At 44.4% G+C, this 17,643-nt stretch carries 14 protein-coding genes; 11 read left to right on the forward strand and 3 right to left on the reverse strand.

Annotated elements, in window-relative coordinates:
* Positions 1–60: 60 nt before the first annotated feature.
* Positions 61–1,245 carry an acetyl-CoA C-acyltransferase family protein gene (locus tag A3773_RS09285; protein WP_156473489.1) on the reverse strand — a complete coding sequence of 395 codons (1,185 nt, stop codon included), beginning with the start codon at positions 1,243–1,245 and terminating at the stop codon, positions 61–63.
* Positions 1,246–1,727: 482 nt separating this feature from the next.
* Here A3773_RS09285 and A3773_RS09290 point away from each other — a divergent pair, with 482 nt between their 5' ends.
* The 6 genes from A3773_RS09290 (at position 1,728) to A3773_RS09315 (ending at position 7,973) form a co-directional block, all read left to right on the forward strand.
* On the forward strand, positions 1,728–2,516 hold the full coding sequence (locus A3773_RS09290) for a TIGR00266 family protein (RefSeq protein WP_067985323.1): 789 nt from the start codon (positions 1,728–1,730) through the stop codon (positions 2,514–2,516).
* 187 nt (positions 2,517–2,703) lie between these two features.
* Positions 2,704–3,657, forward strand: coding sequence for a M23 family metallopeptidase (locus A3773_RS09295; protein ID WP_067985325.1), 954 nt, complete (start codon positions 2,704–2,706; stop codon positions 3,655–3,657).
* Positions 3,658–3,686: 29 nt separating this feature from the next.
* Positions 3,687–4,052 carry a bactofilin family protein gene (locus A3773_RS09300; RefSeq protein ID WP_067985643.1) on the forward strand — a complete coding sequence of 122 codons (366 nt, stop codon included), beginning with the start codon at positions 3,687–3,689 and terminating at the stop codon, positions 4,050–4,052.
* A gap of 38 nt (positions 4,053–4,090) precedes the next feature.
* Positions 4,091–4,858, forward strand: coding sequence for a class II glutamine amidotransferase (locus A3773_RS09305; RefSeq protein WP_067985327.1), 768 nt, complete (start codon positions 4,091–4,093; stop codon positions 4,856–4,858).
* Positions 4,859–4,890: 32 nt separating this feature from the next.
* On the forward strand, positions 4,891–6,564 hold the full coding sequence (locus A3773_RS09310) for an AMP-binding protein (RefSeq protein WP_231902178.1): 1,674 nt from the start codon (positions 4,891–4,893) through the stop codon (positions 6,562–6,564).
* A gap of 206 nt (positions 6,565–6,770) precedes the next feature.
* Positions 6,771–7,973 carry a multidrug effflux MFS transporter gene (locus A3773_RS09315; protein ID WP_067985331.1) on the forward strand — a complete coding sequence of 401 codons (1,203 nt, stop codon included), beginning with the start codon at positions 6,771–6,773 and terminating at the stop codon, positions 7,971–7,973.
* A gap of 2 nt (positions 7,974–7,975) precedes the next feature.
* Here the strand turns inward: A3773_RS09315 and A3773_RS09320 are convergent, their stop codons facing one another.
* Complete coding sequence (locus tag A3773_RS09320; protein ID WP_067985332.1) at positions 7,976–8,716, reverse strand: pseudouridine synthase; 741 nt, start codon at positions 8,714–8,716, stop codon at positions 7,976–7,978.
* A 128-nt stretch (positions 8,717–8,844) separates the two neighbouring features.
* Positions 8,845–9,267: a homoprotocatechuate degradation operon regulator HpaR gene (hpaR, locus tag A3773_RS09325; RefSeq protein ID WP_067985334.1), complete on the reverse strand. Its 423-nt coding sequence runs from the start codon at positions 9,265–9,267 to the stop codon at positions 8,845–8,847.
* Between the two features lie 220 nt (positions 9,268–9,487).
* Between hpaR and hrpA the strand changes: the two genes are divergently transcribed.
* The 5 genes from hrpA to A3773_RS09350 all read left to right on the forward strand — a co-directional run bounded on the left by hrpA (position 9,488) and on the right by A3773_RS09350 (position 17,549).
* Positions 9,488–13,468: an ATP-dependent RNA helicase HrpA gene (hrpA, locus tag A3773_RS09330; protein WP_067985336.1), complete on the forward strand. Its 3,981-nt coding sequence runs from the start codon at positions 9,488–9,490 to the stop codon at positions 13,466–13,468.
* 370 nt (positions 13,469–13,838) lie between these two features.
* On the forward strand, positions 13,839–14,861 hold the full coding sequence (locus A3773_RS09335) for a porin (RefSeq protein ID WP_067985338.1): 1,023 nt from the start codon (positions 13,839–13,841) through the stop codon (positions 14,859–14,861).
* A gap of 176 nt (positions 14,862–15,037) precedes the next feature.
* The gene (locus A3773_RS09340; RefSeq protein ID WP_067985340.1) at positions 15,038–15,739 is read left to right on the forward strand and encodes an MlaA family lipoprotein; all 702 of its coding nucleotides are present in this window, start codon (positions 15,038–15,040) and stop codon (positions 15,737–15,739) included.
* 145 nt (positions 15,740–15,884) lie between these two features.
* Positions 15,885–17,054 (forward strand): PP2C family protein-serine/threonine phosphatase, encoded by a 1,170-nt coding sequence (locus A3773_RS09345; RefSeq protein WP_067985342.1) that lies wholly within the window; start codon positions 15,885–15,887, stop codon positions 17,052–17,054.
* Between the two features lie 3 nt (positions 17,055–17,057).
* Positions 17,058–17,549 (forward strand): STAS domain-containing protein, encoded by a 492-nt coding sequence (locus tag A3773_RS09350; protein ID WP_067985343.1) that lies wholly within the window; start codon positions 17,058–17,060, stop codon positions 17,547–17,549.
* Positions 17,550–17,643 lie beyond the last annotated feature (94 nt).

Here is a 17,643-nt window from a genome sequence, read left to right on the forward strand (position 1 = left end):
AAGGAAAAAGCCGGATACTTATCCGGCTTTTGATTGTATAGAGGGGGTTAGCGGCCGCTCTTATGGTTTTTCAAAGAGTGCAGCAATGCCTTGCCCGCCGCCAATACACATTGTGGCTATGGCGTAACGCCCGCCTGAACGTTGAAGCTCATACAGTGCTTTGACAGTAATAATGGCCCCTGTTGCCCCGATTGGGTGGCCTAGGGATATGCCAGAACCATTTGGATTTACTTTATCTGCAGGTAAACCTAACTCTCGACATACAGCCAATGCTTGTGCAGCGAAGGCTTCGTTGACTTCCCATACATCGATATCGGATACCTTTAAATTAGCATCGGCGAGTAGTTTTTTAACGGCGGGGATTGGGCCTATACCCATATATTTAGGTTCAACGCCAGCAAATGCATAACCTACAAGTTTAGCCATAGGTTTTAGTCCTTTGGCTTTTGCAACATCCGCGGCCATGAGGGTGACTGCGGCGGCGGCATCGTTAAGACCTGATGCATTGCCTGCTGTGACAGAACCATCCCTTTTAAAGGCGGGGCGAAGCTTCTGCATATCGGCGAGAGTGCAGTTGTGACGTGTATGTTCGTCGGTATCGAAGGGGACGTTCTCGCGTTTAACTTTAACATTAATCGGAAGAATCTGGTCCTTAAAACGGCCAGCGTTAATGGCCGCCTCAGCTCTGTTATGGCTCAGAACCGCTAGTTCATCTTGATCTTCACGGCTGATCCCCCATTTTTCAGCAACATTTTCTGCTGTGATCCCCATATGGGTATCTTCAAAGGGGCATGTAAGTGCACCAACCATCGCATCTAAGATTTCACCGTCGCCCATACGTTGTCCAAAACGTGCGGACGGCATCCAATATTGAGCACGGCTCATGGATTCTGCGCCGCCAGCGACAGCGGCGTCGCATACGCCCAATTCGATCTGCTGGGATGCGGAGATAATAGCTTGTAATCCGCTGCCACATAAGCGGTTAAGGGTGAGCGAAGGTGTTTCATGGGAAAGGCCGCCATCGATTGCTGCGACACGGCCTAAATACATATCTCTACGTTCGGTATGAACTACGTTACCAAATATACTATGCCCTATATCTTCGGGCGCGAGCCCTGCACGTTTAACGGCTTCGGCCACACACTCTGCAGCCATTTGGCAGGGGGGAACGCCTTTTAAGCTTCCGCCGTAACTACCAATGGCTGTGCGTACCCCGCTAAGTATTACGATCTCTCTTTTACTCATGGTTATATGCCTTATTGATTTTTATTATTTAGGAGAAGGTTCCGTGTTTAATTATGAGATCACCGTCATCAAGAACCTTACTCATTTCACCATAGCACTGCCCTATGGTTAAAACATACATAACCCCCGCCATTGTTATACGACATTGGTTTTAAATGGGGCTTTTTTTAGACTGATGTATAAGGCTAAACCTCATGATTTTGAGATGAGTCGATAGAATGACCGCTGTTGAGGTTCCTGTTAGGCAGCGTGATTGACTGTTTTTAGTTGTGCGGTGATAAACAATTACGCCTTTTTGACCTGTATTTATCGGCTGAGGGTGTTCTTAGAGAGGGTGTTAAATCCGCCTTCTACTTGCCTCTTTAGTAGAAAACTTGGTTTACTGTTCTCGCAAGCGAGTAGGGTGCTGAGACTTGTTGCGTTTAGGTAACACTATCGCGGGTTACCCATTAAACAATTGATACCTGAAAAAGGAGTGAGAGATGCGTTGTCATGAAGTTGACTATGAAATTATAGGTGAAGCGCTTCAGGTTGTAGAGGTTGAGTTAGATCCCGGTGAAAAAGTGATTGCTGAAGCGGGCATGATGAATTACATGGAAGAGGACGTTACCTTCGAAACTAAAATGGGGGATGGCTCGGAGCCTGATCAAGGGTTGATGGGCAAGCTCTTCTCCGCAGGTAAACGAATGGTGATGGGTGAATCTGTGTTTATGACCCATTTTGGTAATGAGGGAACCGCTAAGCGCCGTGTTGCGTTTGCGGCACCTTACCCCGGTAGTATTGTACCGCTTAATTTAGCGGAGTATGGGGAGCGCATCACGTGCCAAAAAGATGCCTTTTTGTGTGCGGCGTTAGGTACCAAAGTTGAAATCGCGTTCTCGAAGAAAATTGGCGCTGGTTTTTTTGGTGGTGAAGGCTTTGTACTACAAAAACTTGAAGGCGATGGCATGGTCTTTGTTCAAGCGGGGGGGACGGTCGTCAAAAAAGAGCTCAATAATGGTGTACTGCGCGTTGATACGGGTTGTTTAGTTGGCTTTACTGATGGGATCGAATATGACATCGAGATGGTCAAAGGGTTGAAGTCTATGATCTTTGGCGGCGAAGGGTTGTGGTTGGCGACGTTAAAAGGAACCGGTTCTGTTTGGGTTCAAAGTTTACCGTTTTCTCGTTTAGCTGATCGGTTGATTGCCTCTGCGCCTGCATCGGGTGGGTCGGATAAAGGTGAAGGTTCTGTGTTAGGGGGTTTAGGCCGTATGCTTGATGGTCGCTAATTATTATGGTTATTTAGGGCAGTAGTTTAACGTTTTACCTGCGGTTAACTTAGCGATCTCTGATATAGGGGAGGTGATTAATCCCCTATAATGACTATGACAATAGTATGAAAATCGGTATATTTGTCTGCTTTGATTTTTATCGACAAGTTCTTTGAAATGAAGACCTATTGTTACAGGAATTATCTTGAGAAATAAGCTGGTTATAACGCTGACAACAGTTTATGGGTCACGCCAATATACGATAAGCCAAGTGGCCAAGTATCTTTTGTTGATTTTTATTATTCTTTCAGCGGCAAGTTTTTTTGTCTCTAATGCGCTGCTTGTTGTGAAAACTGACCACTTGGCTGATCTTGAGGAAGATCATCAAGAGCTCAGTGAAAGTTACGAAATGATGGTCGGCTCTCAGCAACTTTATATCGATGAATTAAAAAACCTAAGCATGTCATTGAGCTCCTTAAAAAGTGAGCGGGACAAGTTAGAGGAAGAGAACCTTCGAATGGGCGAGTTGAACTCCTCGTTGGATAACTCATTGTTTGGTTTAGAGAACCTCCTTGGCGTAGAGCATCAAACCAATATTGACCCGTTACGCGCTGAACAGCTAACGATAGAGGCGAATAAACGGTTATTCTTTCTACATAGTATTCCTAATGGTGTCCCTATACAGGCGATTCGTATTTCGGATAAATTTGGGCCACGGATACACCCCGTTAAAAAGACAAGGGTTGTACATCAGGGCATTGATTTTAAAGCCAACAGAGGTACGCCTGTTTACGCGACGGCTGATGGGATTGTTGAGTATGGCGGCTATAATAAGCGCAGTGGTTTTGGCAAACTGATTATATTGCAGCATAATTTTGGGTTTAAAACGTACTTTGCGCATCTGGATGCAATTAAAGTAAAAAGTGGAGAGTTTGTCAGTAAGGGACAACTGATAGGGAACAGTGGAAATACGGGAATGACAACGGGGCCGCATCTACACTATGAGATACGGCACTTGTTTACAGCGATCAATCCTGAACCCTTCCTCTCTTGGAACATAACAAATTTTGACTCTTTGTTTACAAAGGTTAAGGGCGTTAAATGGGCATCCTTAAAAGAAATGTATCCGCTAAATCAGCACAGTCAGCTATTACAATAATTGCTGAAGGTAATAAGTTTTGCGGTGATATGAGCATTATTGGCAAGATGCATATTGATGGTATCTTTGAAGGTAATGTTAGTTCATTAGATAATATTTCAATCGGCAAAACAGGCCATGTTCGCGGTTTAATTAAAGCGCGAGCGGTTGATGTGTGCGGGCTACTTGAAGGCGAAGTGATCTGCGATGATTTGCATATCGATTCTGGTGGACAGGTGCGTGCAACGGTTGAAAGTAAAAAGATGTCGATCCATCCCCAAGGGTGTTTTTTAGGTGAACGCCGCCTGAAAGAAGTGTCAGCATTAAACGATGATAAAAAGAAAATAGAGACCGGTATGGAGGCGATTGATTCGTTGCCAGATAAAGTGGTTTTAGATAGCAAGTCAGAGTCTTAACTTATTCTTTAATTGCTGCGTTTTGTGGATGATGGTGTATGTGTGAACTATTAGGTATGAGTGCCAACGTGCCTACGGACATCTGCTTTTCGTTTGCAGGTTTAATGCAACGAGGAGGCGGGACTGGGCCCCATAAAGATGGTTGGGGTATCGCTTTTTATGAAGGTAAAGGCGTACGCTGTTTTCATGACCCTAATCCGAGTGTCGACTCTAAAATTGCCAACTTAGTTAAAGAACACCCGATAAAAAGTCACGTGGTGATTAGCCATATTCGCCAAGCAAATGTGGGTGATATTTGCTTAGAAAATACTCACCCCTTCCAGCGTGAACTTTGGGGCTTTATATGGACCTTTGCCCATAACGGGCAGTTGGATAACGCGCTGTTTTCTCTGCCTTTATCCTATTATCACCCTGTAGGTAGCACCGATAGCGAGTATGCTTTTTGTTGGCTGCTTGGGCAACTAAGAACACGTTTTCCAGAGCAGCCGGATGACTTTAATGAGGTCTCAGCCTTTATTCATACCTGTTGTGAGACACTGCGTGGGTTGGGTGTTTTTAATATGTTGCTAACCGAATCGACACATCTGTTTGCGTTTTGTGGTAGCAAACTGTCTTGGATTACGCGTAAAGCGCCGTTTGGTGAAGCACGCTTAACCGACTGTGATGTTACGGTAGATTTTGTTCAGGAAACAAAGCCAGGCGATATTGTTACAGTGATAGCCACGGTTCCATTAACGACGAATGAAGCGTGGGTGGCGCTTAAACCGGGTGAGCTGGTAACCTTTGTGAAGGGGTTGCTGCAGTAGTTATCCCCTTAACCAGTCGAGGAGGTTTGTCGGTGGTCGAAAAGCAAGATTCGCTGCTAGATATCGAGCAAGAGATTAAAAGTTACCCTAACCTCACGGTGCTTTGGAATCGAGCTTGTAAAGAGTTTGCTTATAAGTCTGCTTTTTCGAATATGGGATCAACATTAACCTATGCTGAGCTTGATGAAACAGCGCAGCATCTTGCCGCCTATCTACAACATCATACTGATCTGGAACCGGGTGATCGCATCGCGATTCAGCTACCCAATGTTTTACAATATCCCGTCTGTATTTTGGCCGCATTACGTGCAGGCTTGGTGATCGTTAATACCAATCCGCTGTATACCGCGTCAGAAACGATCAAACAGTTTAATCATGCCGGTGTTAAGGCGGTGATTATTCTTGCCAATAACGCACACATGATTGAAGACGTTGTGCCGAAAACATCCGTGAAAACGGTGCTGATCACTGAATTGGCAGACCTTCATCCTTTTAGTCGCCGGTTGTTACTTAATTTTATCGCTAAATATATCCGTAAAATCGTGCCTAAATATAAAGTGCCGGGGGCCGTGCATTTTAGAGAGGCGTTGATTAGAGGTGCGCGATGTTCTTTGCTGCCGGTTGAGCAAACGCCAGAGGATCTGGCGGTTATACAGTATACCGTAGGCACGACAGGTAGACCTAAAGGGGCCGCGTTAACCCATAGGAACTTGATTGCTAATGTTATTCAGCTAAAGAGCCGGTTGCCGGATACGTTGAGGGTGGGTGAGGAGATCGCAATCGCACCGTTACCGGTGTACCACATCTACGGTTTTATGTTGAACTGCCTCGTTATGCCTCTGTTGGGCGCTCAGGTGGTCTTAATAACTAACCCTCGAGACACCAGTGGTTTTGTGAATGAGCTAGGGCGTTGGGATTTTACGGTTTTCTCGGGTATTAATACGTTATTTGTATCACTATGTCGGCACCCGTTGTTTGGGCAGTTAGATATGACCCGTTTGAAGTTGACCTTGTCGGGCGGTATGGCGCTTACTCGCTCGGTGAGTGATGAGTGGGAGGCGTTGACCGGTTGTCCAATTTATCAAGGCTATGGTTTAACAGAAGCATCGCCGGTGGTTGCTGTTAGTTATGTTAAAGGGGCTCAGTTTGGTTCTGTTGGTCAGCCGTTGCCCTTGACTGACGTGCGGATTGTTGGCGAGCAAGGCGAGGCCTTATGTGCGGGAGAGATTGGTGAACTCTATGTGCGAGGTCCGCAAGTGATGTCAGGTTATTGGCAAGATGATTCGGCTATTCCTGATGCGGATGGTTGGCTGGCGACGGGCGATATCGCTCGGATTGCGGATGATGATTCTTTACGTATCGTTGACCGTAAAAAAGACATCATTAATATTTCTGGGTTTCCTGTTTACCCCAATGAATTAGAAAATATCATATCGAGCCATGTTGATATCGTCGAATGTGCGGTGATCGGTTTGCCTGATGAGCAGTCTGGTGAGGTGATCAAGGTGTTTGTCGTTACTCAAAATCGGCGCCTCACGGTTAAGCAGGTGCGTGATTATTGCCGTGAACGATTAACCTCTTACAAGGTCCCGCGTTTGGTTGAGTTCAGAACCTATCTGCCTAAATCGCACGTGGGTAAAGTGTTAAGACGGACACTGCTTGATGAAGAGCTGGCAGGGCTGCAAAAGTATCGTAAACGGCTGTAATTCTCTTTCTGAAAACGTGATCATTGTGCGGGTTATGGTGCTTCACTGAGGCCGTCAGTGGTCGCGAACGCTGATTCGTTTTTCTAGGTGTAATATATGGTTAGGTTTAACGGTTGTGGAGTGTGCTAGAATTCTAGCAAAATTGTTTACATGTTAAGTATTTTTTAATGTATGCGTGAAACGGCGCTATTGAGGGTGTTGATAAGATGAAGGGTATGCGCGCGAGAAGGGAGATAGGTTTCTCTGAGTTTGTTGCATTAATGGCGTTTGTAACTTGTTTTGTTGCTATGTCTATAGACCTCATGTTGCCTGCCTTGTCTCAAATAGGCCAAGATTTAGAGGTGCTTAGGGATAATGACACTCAACTTATTATTACGACAATTTTTATTGGCGTGGCTATAGGTCATATATTTTATGGGCCTCTCGCTGATGTGGTAGGGCGAAAACCTGCTACGTATCTTGGTTTTGCTATCTTTATTTTAGGCACCTCTATTTCTCTTTTTTCATATAGCATGGATATGATGTTGTTGGGACGCTTCCTGCAAGGGCTGGGTGCTGCAGGCCCACGTATTGTTACCATTGCTATTGTGAGGGATAAAAGTGAGGGGCCTGAAATGGCACGTGTCATGTCGTTGATTATGACTGTTTTTGTCTTAGTGCCTGTCGTCGCGCCGATTATTGGTCAAGGTATTTTATGGCTATCTGGCTGGCGTATGATGTTTGTTTTTCTTCTTGTGGCGGCCTTAGCTATTTTACTTTGGTTTGGTTTACGCTTACCGGAAACTTTAACCGTCGAAAAACGAAGTAAGTTTTCCGTTAAAATTGTCATGAATAGTTTTAAAGAGGTTATCTCTAACCGTGTTGCGATGGCGTATGTTATTGCGTCGGGGTTGGGGTTTGGTGCATTTTTGGGTTTTTTGAACTCAGTTCAGCAGGTCTTACAGGATTTATATTACTTGGGTGCTAAGTTTCCGTTTTACTTTGCCGTGTTGGCAACGGGGATTGGGGTCGCTAGTTTTATTAATTCTAAATTGGTCATGCGGTTTGGTATGAAGACGTTGGTGTTGGGCACTCAGATGATAACGGTTATTATCTCGTTGTTAGCGCTGATCAGTACTTTTTGGCTAGGCGCTGTGCCACCACTATGGTGTGTAATGGTCTACTTTATGTTGGTCTTAATGGGCATAGGGCTATTGTTTGGGAACTTGAATGCTTTATCCATGGAGCCTTTTGGTCATATTGCTGGATTAGCGTCAGGTTTGATTGGTGGCGTTTCCACGTTAATCGCCGTGATTGCGGGGATGCTGGTGGGGCAAGCGTTTAATCAGACGCTAATACCTATTATGCTGGGGTTTATTCTGTTGCCCGGTTTGTCCTTTGCTATGACGTATTGGGCGAGTCGGCAGTAACGTTAATCTGTATTTTCGAACGCGAAGGGCTCAGTGGGATTGTGTAGGTGTTGTAGCTCTTCGTTAGTTAGTATTCTACTTTCTCCCGCATTTAAGCGATTATCCAACGTCAGTGCGCCTATTGAAACTCGATGGAGTTTTAATACCGGGTTCCTAAACCGTCCAAACATTCGCTTGATTTGATGGTAGCGGCCCTCTCTTAATGTCACCTCTGCTACATATTCCGAGAGTATTTTTAGGGTTACAGGCAAGGTTGTGATGCCTTCGTAAGCGAAGAACATGCCTTCAGCAAACGCATCTATATAGGCAGCGGTGAGCGGTTTGGCTAAAGTGACATGATAGACCTTGTTTACTTTATGCTCGGGTGCTGTTAATCGACGTGACCACGCCCCGTGGTTGGTGAGCAGTAATAAACCTGATGAGTTTAAATCCAGTCGCCCAGCAATGTGTAGGTCTTTCTGATGACTGTCTAATAAGTCGATAACCGTTTTGTGTTGATCATCTTTGGTTGCGCTTACCACCCCTACTGGTTTGTTCATCATCAGGTAGATGGGACGGTTGTTTTGGAGTAGTTGGCCATCACACAGGATATGGCTGAACTGGTCTACCACTTGATTGATTTGAGTGGCGGGTTGGCCATCGATCATTATTCTTTTTTGTGCAATAAGGAGTCTGACATCACGCCGGTTAATGCCCGTTTTAACAGCGATGAAACGATCCAAACGATTCTTTTTTGATTCCATTGTCTATAGGTCTCAGTGTAGGTCGAACCGTTTGGTTCACGCTGTCGTTGAATGCGTTGCTTGTGATGTACGGTATGTATCAAGCAGAGCTGCTAAGGTGCAGGCTTTTGTTGTAACTGGGTGTAATGTTAAGGCTCTATTATAGATAGCTCTTTAATGAGTACCATTAATTGTTCCAGCTTTTGTTCGCCATAGCGATCAGTAAATGTTTTATATCTGGCTTCGACCACAGGGCTTAATTGTTGGATCAGTGTCTGGGCTTTGTTGGTCAGGCTGATGAGGTTTCGGCGTTGATCATCAGCCGATTTTTGGCATTTGATATAGTCTTGTTGTTTGAGTCGTTTGAGGATGCCGGTCAGGCTGGGAGATAATAAACAGCAGCTATCTGCGAGCTCTTTTGATTCCATCTCTTTGTATTCGTAGAGCGCCCGTAGCACTCGCCATTGTTGCTCTGTTAACGCGTATTCATTTAATAATGGGCGAAAAAAGAGCATGCTGGCTTCACGCGCTTTGAGGAGTTGAAGTGGGAGTGAGTCTTCAAATTTACGCATGAGTTGTTCTCGTTGATTCTAGTCGGGCTATATTCTTGCGGCTTAGAAAAAAATGTTCAAGTTAATAACCATTAATGTTGTGGTATTTTTAATAAATACGGGGGTATATGCGGCGCTCCTTTCTCTGTTATGGCTATTAGGTGAGGGTTTTGCGTGCCATGCCGTGTGATTCATGTTGGCTGCATATCAGTTGTTGGTGGACTAACCGTCATAAGGTAGAATGCAGCACTTTAATTCTGCCTTGGATGTAAGTGTTTTGACCCTCTCTATTGACCAGCTTTCAGCTCGTCTATCTGATTGTCGTATTGCCGACCGTTACCGTTTAAAGCGTCGCTTAGATCGTGCGCGGCGGGATAATGCTAATCAAGATACGTTGCTTGAGCTTTCTGATGCGTTTGATTCGTCCTGCCAAAAGGTTGCTTTTAAACAAGGTTTAAATCACCAGATACGCTACCCAGATCTACCGATTAGCGCACGTAGAGAGGAGATCGCTGACGCTATTTTGGCGAATCAGGTTGTCGTCCTTGCGGGGGAAACCGGGTCAGGTAAAACAACTCAGTTACCTAAGATATGCCTTGAATTAGGCTTAGGCTGTAAGGGGCTTATTGGTCATACACAGCCCCGGCGTTTGGCGGCGAGAACGGTTGCTAATCGTATTGCTGAAGAGCTTGATACGACACTGGGTGAGCGCGTGGGGTATCAGGTGCGTTTTCATGACCAAGTCAGCGATCAAACGCAAGTTAAGTTAATGACCGACGGTATCTTACTGGCAGAAACAAAACATGACCGCTTTCTTGAGCAATATGAAGTACTGATTATTGATGAGGCCCATGAACGAAGCTTAAATATCGATTTTTTATTGGGTTACATCAAACGAATTTTACCTAAACGTCCAGATCTTAAGTTGATCATAACGTCTGCGACAATCGACCTTGAACGATTTTCTAAGCATTTTAATGATGCGCCGGTTATCGAAGTTTCGGGTCGTACCTATCCGGTTGATATTCTTTATCGCCCTTTACATGATTACTCTGCTGATGATGAAAAAACGGTTGATATGCAGCAAGGGGTTCTGGCAGCGGTTGAGGAACTTTTTCACCTTGAACGACAGCAAGGAAAGGGGCCGCAAGGGGATATTTTAATCTTCCTTCCTGGTGAGAGAGATATCCGAGAAACCGCAGACCTATTACGTAAGGCTAACCTGAAACATGTGGATGTATTGCCTTTATATGCGCGATTGTCACTTGCTGAACAGAATAGGGTATTTCAACAGGGAAAAGGGGCGACGGGCACACGTTTAGTGTTATCAACCAACGTCGCTGAAACATCGCTGACGGTTCCAGGGATAAAGTATGTTATTGATACGGGCTTAGCGCGTATTAGTCGTTATAGTTATCGCTCCAAGGTTCAGCGCCTACCTATTGAGGCGATATCTCAGGCCAGTGCCAACCAGCGGGCGGGACGTTGTGGCCGTGTTTCCGATGGTGTCTGTATCCGTCTTTACTCTGAAGAGGATTTTATTGGGCGGTCTGAATTTACCGATGCTGAGATTCGGCGTACAAACTTAGCCGCTGTTATTTTGCAGATGTTATCACTTAAATTAGGTGATATTGCTGAATTTCCGTTCGTTGATCCACCGGATAGCCGTTTCATTAACGATGGTTTTAAGTTGCTGCAGGAACTGGGAGCAGTGAACTCAAAACGTCAGATAACAACCATTGGTTGGCAGTTGGCTAAACTCCCTATTGATCCGCGTTTAGGTCGTATGGTGATTGAGTCAGCACGCAATAATTGCTTACGTGAAATGTTAGTGATCGTGAGTGCGTTGGGTATACAGGATCCGAGAGAGCGGCCACAAGATAAGCGGCAGGCCAGTGACGAAAAACACCGACTGTACGCCCATGAAGAGTCCGACTTCCTAACTTTTGTTAACTTGTGGAATCTGTATGAGACACAGCGCCAAGTCTTAACTCAGAATCAGTTACGTAAATATTGTAATAAAAATTTCCTCTCTTATATGCGTATGCGGGAGTGGCGTGATACCCATCGGCAATTACATATTATTTGTAAGGAGCTGAAGGCAAAAGATCATACCTTTGTTGAGCGGGAGGAAGATGCCTCTTACGAGTCAGTGCACCGTGCGCTACTGGCGGGTTTGCTGAGTCATATGGGGTTTAAGCAGGAGAATAAAGAGTACTTAGGGGCGCGTAATCGGCGTTTTTTCCTGTTTCCAGGGTCGGTGGTTTATAAAAAAGCACCTAAATGGGTCATGGCGGCGGAGATGGTTGAAACCAGTCAACTTTACGCACGTTGTATCGCCAAGATAGACCCCGCTTGGGCAGAAAAGTTAGCGCCTAATTTGATTAAGCGGAATTATAGTGAGCCTCACTGGGAGAAGAAGAGAGCGGAGGTTGTTGCAACTGAGCAGGTCACGCTTTACGGCATGGTTATCGTACCTAAGAGAAAAGTAAGTTATGGCGCTATTGATGGGGTGGTTTCCCATGAGTTGTTTATTCGTGAAGCCTTGGTTGAGGGCGAGCTAAACAGTGCGGCCCGGTTTATTAAAAAGAACCGTGCATTACTTAAAGGTATTGAAAAACTTGAGGCTAAATCCCGTAGAAAAGACCTCTTAGTTGATGAAGAGCAGCTATACGAATTCTATCGTCTACGGCTTAAAAGTTTATCGGGCGAACATATAGTCAATGGTGCCGGCTTTGAAAAGTGGCGTAAAACCGTTGAACGGGATGACCCTGAATGTTTAGTGATGCAAGAAGAGGATATTCTGCAACGTTCCGCTGACCATGTGTCTGAGCGAGCCTACCCTGATTACCTCAACTGGGAGGGCGCACGGCTTAAACTGTTTTATCACTTTTCGCCCGGTGCTAATGATGATGGGGTCACATTGCAGGTCCCTCTTCCTTTATTAACCTCATTGCCATTGCAGCAGATCGAGTGGTTAGTCCCCGGTATGCTAGCCGATAAATGTACTGCAATTTTAAAAGGCCTACCCAAGCAGCAGCGTAAACACTTTGTTCCGGTGCCAAATTATGTGGATGCCTTTATACAAGCCGTCGAATTTGGCGTGGGTAATCTTTATGAAGTGTTTGCGCATCATTTACTTAGAATGACCGGTGTCCGTATACAGGAGCGAGAGTTGCGAGCTGCCGTGCTGGTTGATCATCTTCAGATGAACCTGCGTTTGGTTGATGAGAAGGGACGGTTACTGGATGAATCGAGGGATTGGGAACAGCTAAATAGTAAATACGCTTCGCAAATAAGCCAACGTTTAACTGAACGATCAGATAAAAGTGCAGATGATAGTTGGGGGCGAGTTGGGTTAACACGCTGGGACTTTGGTGTGCTAGAAGCTGCTTGTAACGTGCATAAATATGCAGGTGTTGAAATTGAAGCTTATCCCGCGCTTGTGGATATGGGCGAGAGTGTAACGCTGTGTTTAAAACCGCACCAAGCGGAAGCAACGCAAGCCAGTGTTGAGGGTATTGTCCGATTAGCGTCTCTTAATATGAAAGAGCAGATCCGTTTTGCAAGGAAAGCGATAAATAATGAGAAGCTGACCGGGGCTATTTTACGCAGCTCTGGGTTATTAACGAAGCAAACCTGCGATGACGATATTATTTGGCATAGCATTAGACAGTTATTGAAGGTGGATGAGGCCTTAATACGTAATGCCGAACAGTTTGATGATGCGGTGGCGCGATGTAAGGCTGAACTCGTACCAGCATGTGAAGCGTTATTGGTTTTGGTTGGGCATTTGTTTGGTAGTTATCATCAAATTCAAAAGCAACTAAAAGGCAAAGTGCAGCTTAATGAAGTGCCTGTCTTGAACGATATTAAGCAGCAACTTGCTGGGTTGCTCTGCCCTCGGTTTATTAAAACGGTTCCCCATGGCGCGCTTGTGCATTACCCGCGGTATCTAAAGGCGATCGAATTACGCTTAGAAAAGTTTAGGCGAAATTTAAGACAGGAGTGCTTGTTAAGCGATCAGCTGGAAAAAATGTATAGTCAGTACCAGGCGCGTTATAAGCGAAATGTAGATCAAGGTATCTATGACCCAGAACTCGATCTGTATCGGTGGTTAATTGAAGAGTATCGGGTTTCATTATTTGCCCAGCAGCTAGGAACGCAAAACACTGTTTCTGAAAAGCGGCTTAAGCAGCAGTGGAGCAAGGTGATCCCTTGATGTAGGTCAAGAAACAAAGGGAGTACTACTTTTGTCGGGCCTATATCAAGGTGTATTCTGTAGTCAAAGGTTGCACATACTCTGGTGGTATGATGTAATGCGCGAAATTTATTTATAACCAGTAGCTTAACGCATTGTTATAAGAGCATTTATTTACTCGTTAAGCGCTGATTGTTAGAATAGAAAGGGCAAGAATTAAAGATTCTAACGACCTTGCCGATTAAAAATTTAGAAGAAAACTCATTCATTAGTTTGAAAAAGTTTTCTTTTGTAGTATTTTCATAGAGTAAGTGCGCCTAGAGTGCACTGCGATAAGAAAAAATTAAAAGTTCACTACTAGTATGTTGAATATATTGAAGGGGAAATGTTGATGAAAAAGTCACTGATTGCACTAGCTGTAGCTGGCGCTATGACTGCACCAATGATCGCACAGGCTGATGCTACTCTATACGGTTCTTTCCGTATTGGTCTTCAGCAAGAGTCTGATGTAAATGGCGTTGATGGCACAGATCGTGAGTTAGATGTTGCCGATCAATCTAGCCGAGTTGGTATTAAAGGCGATGTTGATCTAGGTCTTGATGGCACTAAAGGTTTGTTCCACTGGGAAGCTAACGTTTCTACAGCGGATTCAAACAGCTATGGTGCTACAACTGGCAGCGGTAAGTCCATGTTCGGTGAGCGTCTAGCTTACATCGGTGCTAAAGGCGATTGGGGTAAGGCTCTTATCGGTCGTCAATACCACCCGCATTATCTATTGATTCAAGCTCCAACAAACGTATTCAATCCAAGCTCTGGTGATTACGGTGAGCGTTTTAACCTAGGTAACACTTACCATAAGCGTACTGATAATTCTATCGCTTACTACTCTCCTAGCATGAACGGATTTACTTTCATTGCTGGTGCAGTTGTTGGTTCTTCAGGTGATGACAGTGATAATGCCTTCGACGAAACAGTTGACGGTTATAATATCGCAGGTGTTTACACTGCAAACAACTTCACAGTAGCTGCTTCTTACGGCGATGTTGAAAGTTCTGACGCTCCAGCAGGCGATGACAGCAAAGAAGTTTGGGGTCTATCTGCTAAGTACACTATGGATGCTTTAGAGTTGATGGCTAAGTACGAAGAAGCTGATACTGAAGTAGCTGGTGCTAACACTGCTGAAGAAAGTGTTTGGGAACTTGCTGCTCGTTACACTGTAGGTGATACTTCTTTCTACGGTCGTTACTCTGATTACGAAGATGATGTTGCTGGTGGTTTGGATCTTGACCAGTTTGGTCTTGGTATTCAGCAGAAACTAGGTAACGGTCGCGTTTTCCTAGAGCACGTTAACAACGATGGTGATGACACTCAAGCTGGTGATCGCACTGTTGCTGGTTACCGTCTAGACTTCTAAGTCAACATTTCCTAACGGAAATTTAGAAAAGGCTTCCTTCGGGAAGCCTTTTTTCGTTATAAGTAATCACTACTTTTGTGCTGTTTTTGAAAATAAAGGCTTTTCTTATTTTTCATATCTACTTAACTCAGCTAAAATAGGGCTTCAATATCGTGAGCCACTTTAAGGGAAACTGGATGAAAGCCAAATTACGTAGTTTGTTGGTTGCTGGCGCAGTATCAGTCATGTTAACTCAGCCGGCTGTTGCTGCAGACGTTGACGTCGATCCATGGGAAGGTTTTAACCGAGCTATGTTTAGCTTTAACGACGGTTTGGATACCTATGCACTAAAACCCGTTTCCCAAGGTTATAAAGCGGTGATGCCCGATATTGCAGAAACTGGCGTTAATAACTTTTTCGAAAATTTGGCTGATGTGGGTACATTGTTAAATAACTTGCTGCAAGGGAAGTTTAGCAATGCGACGGAAGATTTTGCGCGTATCGCGTTTAACTCTACGTTTGGTTTAGCTGGCTTGATCGATGTTGCTACACCGATGGGTATAGAGAAGCACGACGAAGATTTTGGCCAGACGTTTGGGTATTGGGGTGTTGATAGCGGCCCTTATTTGGTCTTGCCTTTCTTTGGTCCAGCCACTGTACGTGATGGTATTGGAATGGTGCCTGACTTCCTTGTTGATCCCGTGCGTCAACTGGATGATAACGGCGCACGTAATGCTTTATATGTTACACGTATTATTGATGGACGTGCCCAGCTGCTTGAAGCTGAAAAGCTTATCTCAGGCGATAAGTATACGTTTATTCGTGATGCTTACCTTCAGAAGCGAGCCTTCTCCATCGTAGATGGTGATGGCGAAAATTATGATGAAAGTAATTTCTAGTGTTAATCATAACCCCAGTCTTTAGTTGTAAGCTGGGGTTTTTGAATGCTTACGCAATGTTACTAATAAATCTTCATTGTATGTTAAGGCGACTGCATTTAACCTGTTGTTTCATGAATCTTTGCCTACCTAGCAAGGCTTGGTTATGAAATACACCTATCAAACAATTTTATTAGTAGGCCATGTTGCGGAAGCGATAGATTCAATTGTTGCCGCCTGCAGTCAGACCGAACTGCGCCCGGTAAAAGTATCGACGGCTTATAATTGCGAATATGCCAAAGAGTTACTCAATGAGCATGATTTCTCCTTAGTCATTGCCGGTTTAAGTAAGACGTTTACGGTCGATGATATTGCCTCCCTTACTGAACTTCATTCCCCCAAACCTATCCTTGTTTTGTTGCCGGAAGCTGATTGTGATCAGGTTTTATTGGCGTTGAGAAAAGGTGCGAATGATGTTTTTATTCAAAGCGAAATTACCGATACTAATAAGGAATTTTCTAACTCAATCTCTAAGTTACTACTGTTGGCTGACCTTATTGAGAAAAAACTCCATTACCGGAATGAGTTAGAAAAGAGCCTGAGTGAGCTGCAAATTGATCAACAAGCAGCACTGCAGATACAGCAGAATATGTTGCCTGATAAAGAGTTAAACGTAGGTGGTTTGTTAGCACGTTACTTGTTAATTCCTTCGTTGTATTTAAGCGGTGACTTTGTTGACGTTGTCTCTATTGATGCGGATAAAACAATGTTTTATCTTGCGGATGTATCAGGGCATGGTGCGTCTTCAGCACTCGTGACTGTGCTTTTGAAGAATATGACGAACCGGCTTGTGAGGAATTATAACCGCTCTTCAAGTTTTGATATTTTATCTCCTGTAAGTACCTTATACCGGATTAACTCAGAGTTATTAGATACCGGGCTAGGTAAACACTTAAGTATTTTTGTGGGTCTGTTTGATAACAGTGATGCGAGTTTGACCTATGCTGTAGGGGGGCATCATCCAATGCCTATTTTAACGGATAAGACGGGAACGCGTTTTCTTGAGGGTAGGGGAATGCCAGTGGGGCTATTTCCCGAACCTTTGTTTGATGAAAGAAAGTTACAGTTATTGGATGAATTTGAAATTACTTTGTTCTCTGACGGCATTTTAGAGATGCTAACGGAGGAATCGATGAGTGCTAAAGAGCAGAAGCTTATTGATGTTGTGATTGCGACGGAAGGTGCCGGCCCGGATATGATTAAGGAAGCGTTGCTTCCGGGTCTTATTAAGGACGCCCCTGACGATATCGCAATCATGACTGTTTGCAGGCAGTAGATAATGCAAGAAGGTTCAATCTATTCAGCGTTTGTGGACGGTAACTTTGTTTTGAAGTTTGTGGGAGACGTGCGTTTAACGCTCTGTACCTCATTGGACTGCCATATAAATGAAGCCCTAGCCAAGGCATCTGTGACGAATATATTAATAGACCTTACCCAAGCGGAAGGCATTGATAGTACTTCATTAGGGCTGATTGCAAAGTTATCAATTAAAGCCGGTGATGCTAATCTCGGTAAGCCTACTCTCGTCTCTACTAACCCTGATATCACCAGTATTTTGTATACGATGGGGTTTGATCATATTTTTATACTGCTTGAAGAGCTGCCTACCAGTATTAAAGACTTAAAAGAGCTTCCCTTTGTTCAGGAATCTGTGGATGAAATGAAAGAGCGTATTATTTCTGCTCATCATATTCTAATGGGATTAAATGACTCTAACCGTGAAGCGTTTAAAGATTTAGTGTCAACCTTAGAATCCGTTAAGGATAAATAAGGTTGTTTATCCACTCTTTTTGTTATTAGCCTGAGTGCTTGTACATTAAAAAGCTACTCAGTTGAGCTGCGTGTCTTTTTCTTCTCTATGCAGT

The sequence above is a fragment of the Neptuniibacter pectenicola genome, assembly GCF_001597735.1.
Classification (GTDB): domain Bacteria; phylum Pseudomonadota; class Gammaproteobacteria; order Pseudomonadales; family Balneatricaceae; genus Neptuniibacter; species Neptuniibacter pectenicola.

What these genes read in the sequence shown, in the direction of transcription:
- hrpA (WP_067985336.1), top strand. Translation starts at nt 9,488, where the DNA reads ATGCAGCACTTTAATTCTGCCTTGGATGTAAGTGTTTTGACCCTCTCT.
- A3773_RS09335 (WP_067985338.1), top strand. Translation starts at nt 13,839, where the DNA reads ATGAAAAAGTCACTGATTGCACTAGCTGTAGCTGGCGCTATGACTGCA.
- A3773_RS09300 (WP_067985643.1), top strand. Translation starts at nt 3,687, where the DNA reads ATGAGCATTATTGGCAAGATGCATATTGATGGTATCTTTGAAGGTAAT.
- A3773_RS09305 (WP_067985327.1), top strand. Translation starts at nt 4,091, where the DNA reads ATGTGTGAACTATTAGGTATGAGTGCCAACGTGCCTACGGACATCTGC.
- A3773_RS09290 (WP_067985323.1), top strand. Translation starts at nt 1,728, where the DNA reads ATGCGTTGTCATGAAGTTGACTATGAAATTATAGGTGAAGCGCTTCAG.
- hpaR (WP_067985334.1), bottom strand. Translation starts at nt 9,267, where the DNA reads ATGCGTAAATTTGAAGACTCACTCCCACTTCAACTCCTCAAAGCGCGT.
- A3773_RS09345 (WP_067985342.1), top strand. Translation starts at nt 15,885, where the DNA reads ATGAAATACACCTATCAAACAATTTTATTAGTAGGCCATGTTGCGGAA.
- A3773_RS09350 (WP_067985343.1), top strand. Translation starts at nt 17,058, where the DNA reads ATGCAAGAAGGTTCAATCTATTCAGCGTTTGTGGACGGTAACTTTGTT.
- A3773_RS09320 (WP_067985332.1), bottom strand. Translation starts at nt 8,716, where the DNA reads ATGGAATCAAAAAAGAATCGTTTGGATCGTTTCATCGCTGTTAAAACG.
- A3773_RS09285 (WP_156473489.1), bottom strand. Translation starts at nt 1,245, where the DNA reads ATGAGTAAAAGAGAGATCGTAATACTTAGCGGGGTACGCACAGCCATT.
- A3773_RS09340 (WP_067985340.1), top strand. Translation starts at nt 15,038, where the DNA reads ATGAAAGCCAAATTACGTAGTTTGTTGGTTGCTGGCGCAGTATCAGTC.
- A3773_RS09315 (WP_067985331.1), top strand. Translation starts at nt 6,771, where the DNA reads ATGAAGGGTATGCGCGCGAGAAGGGAGATAGGTTTCTCTGAGTTTGTT.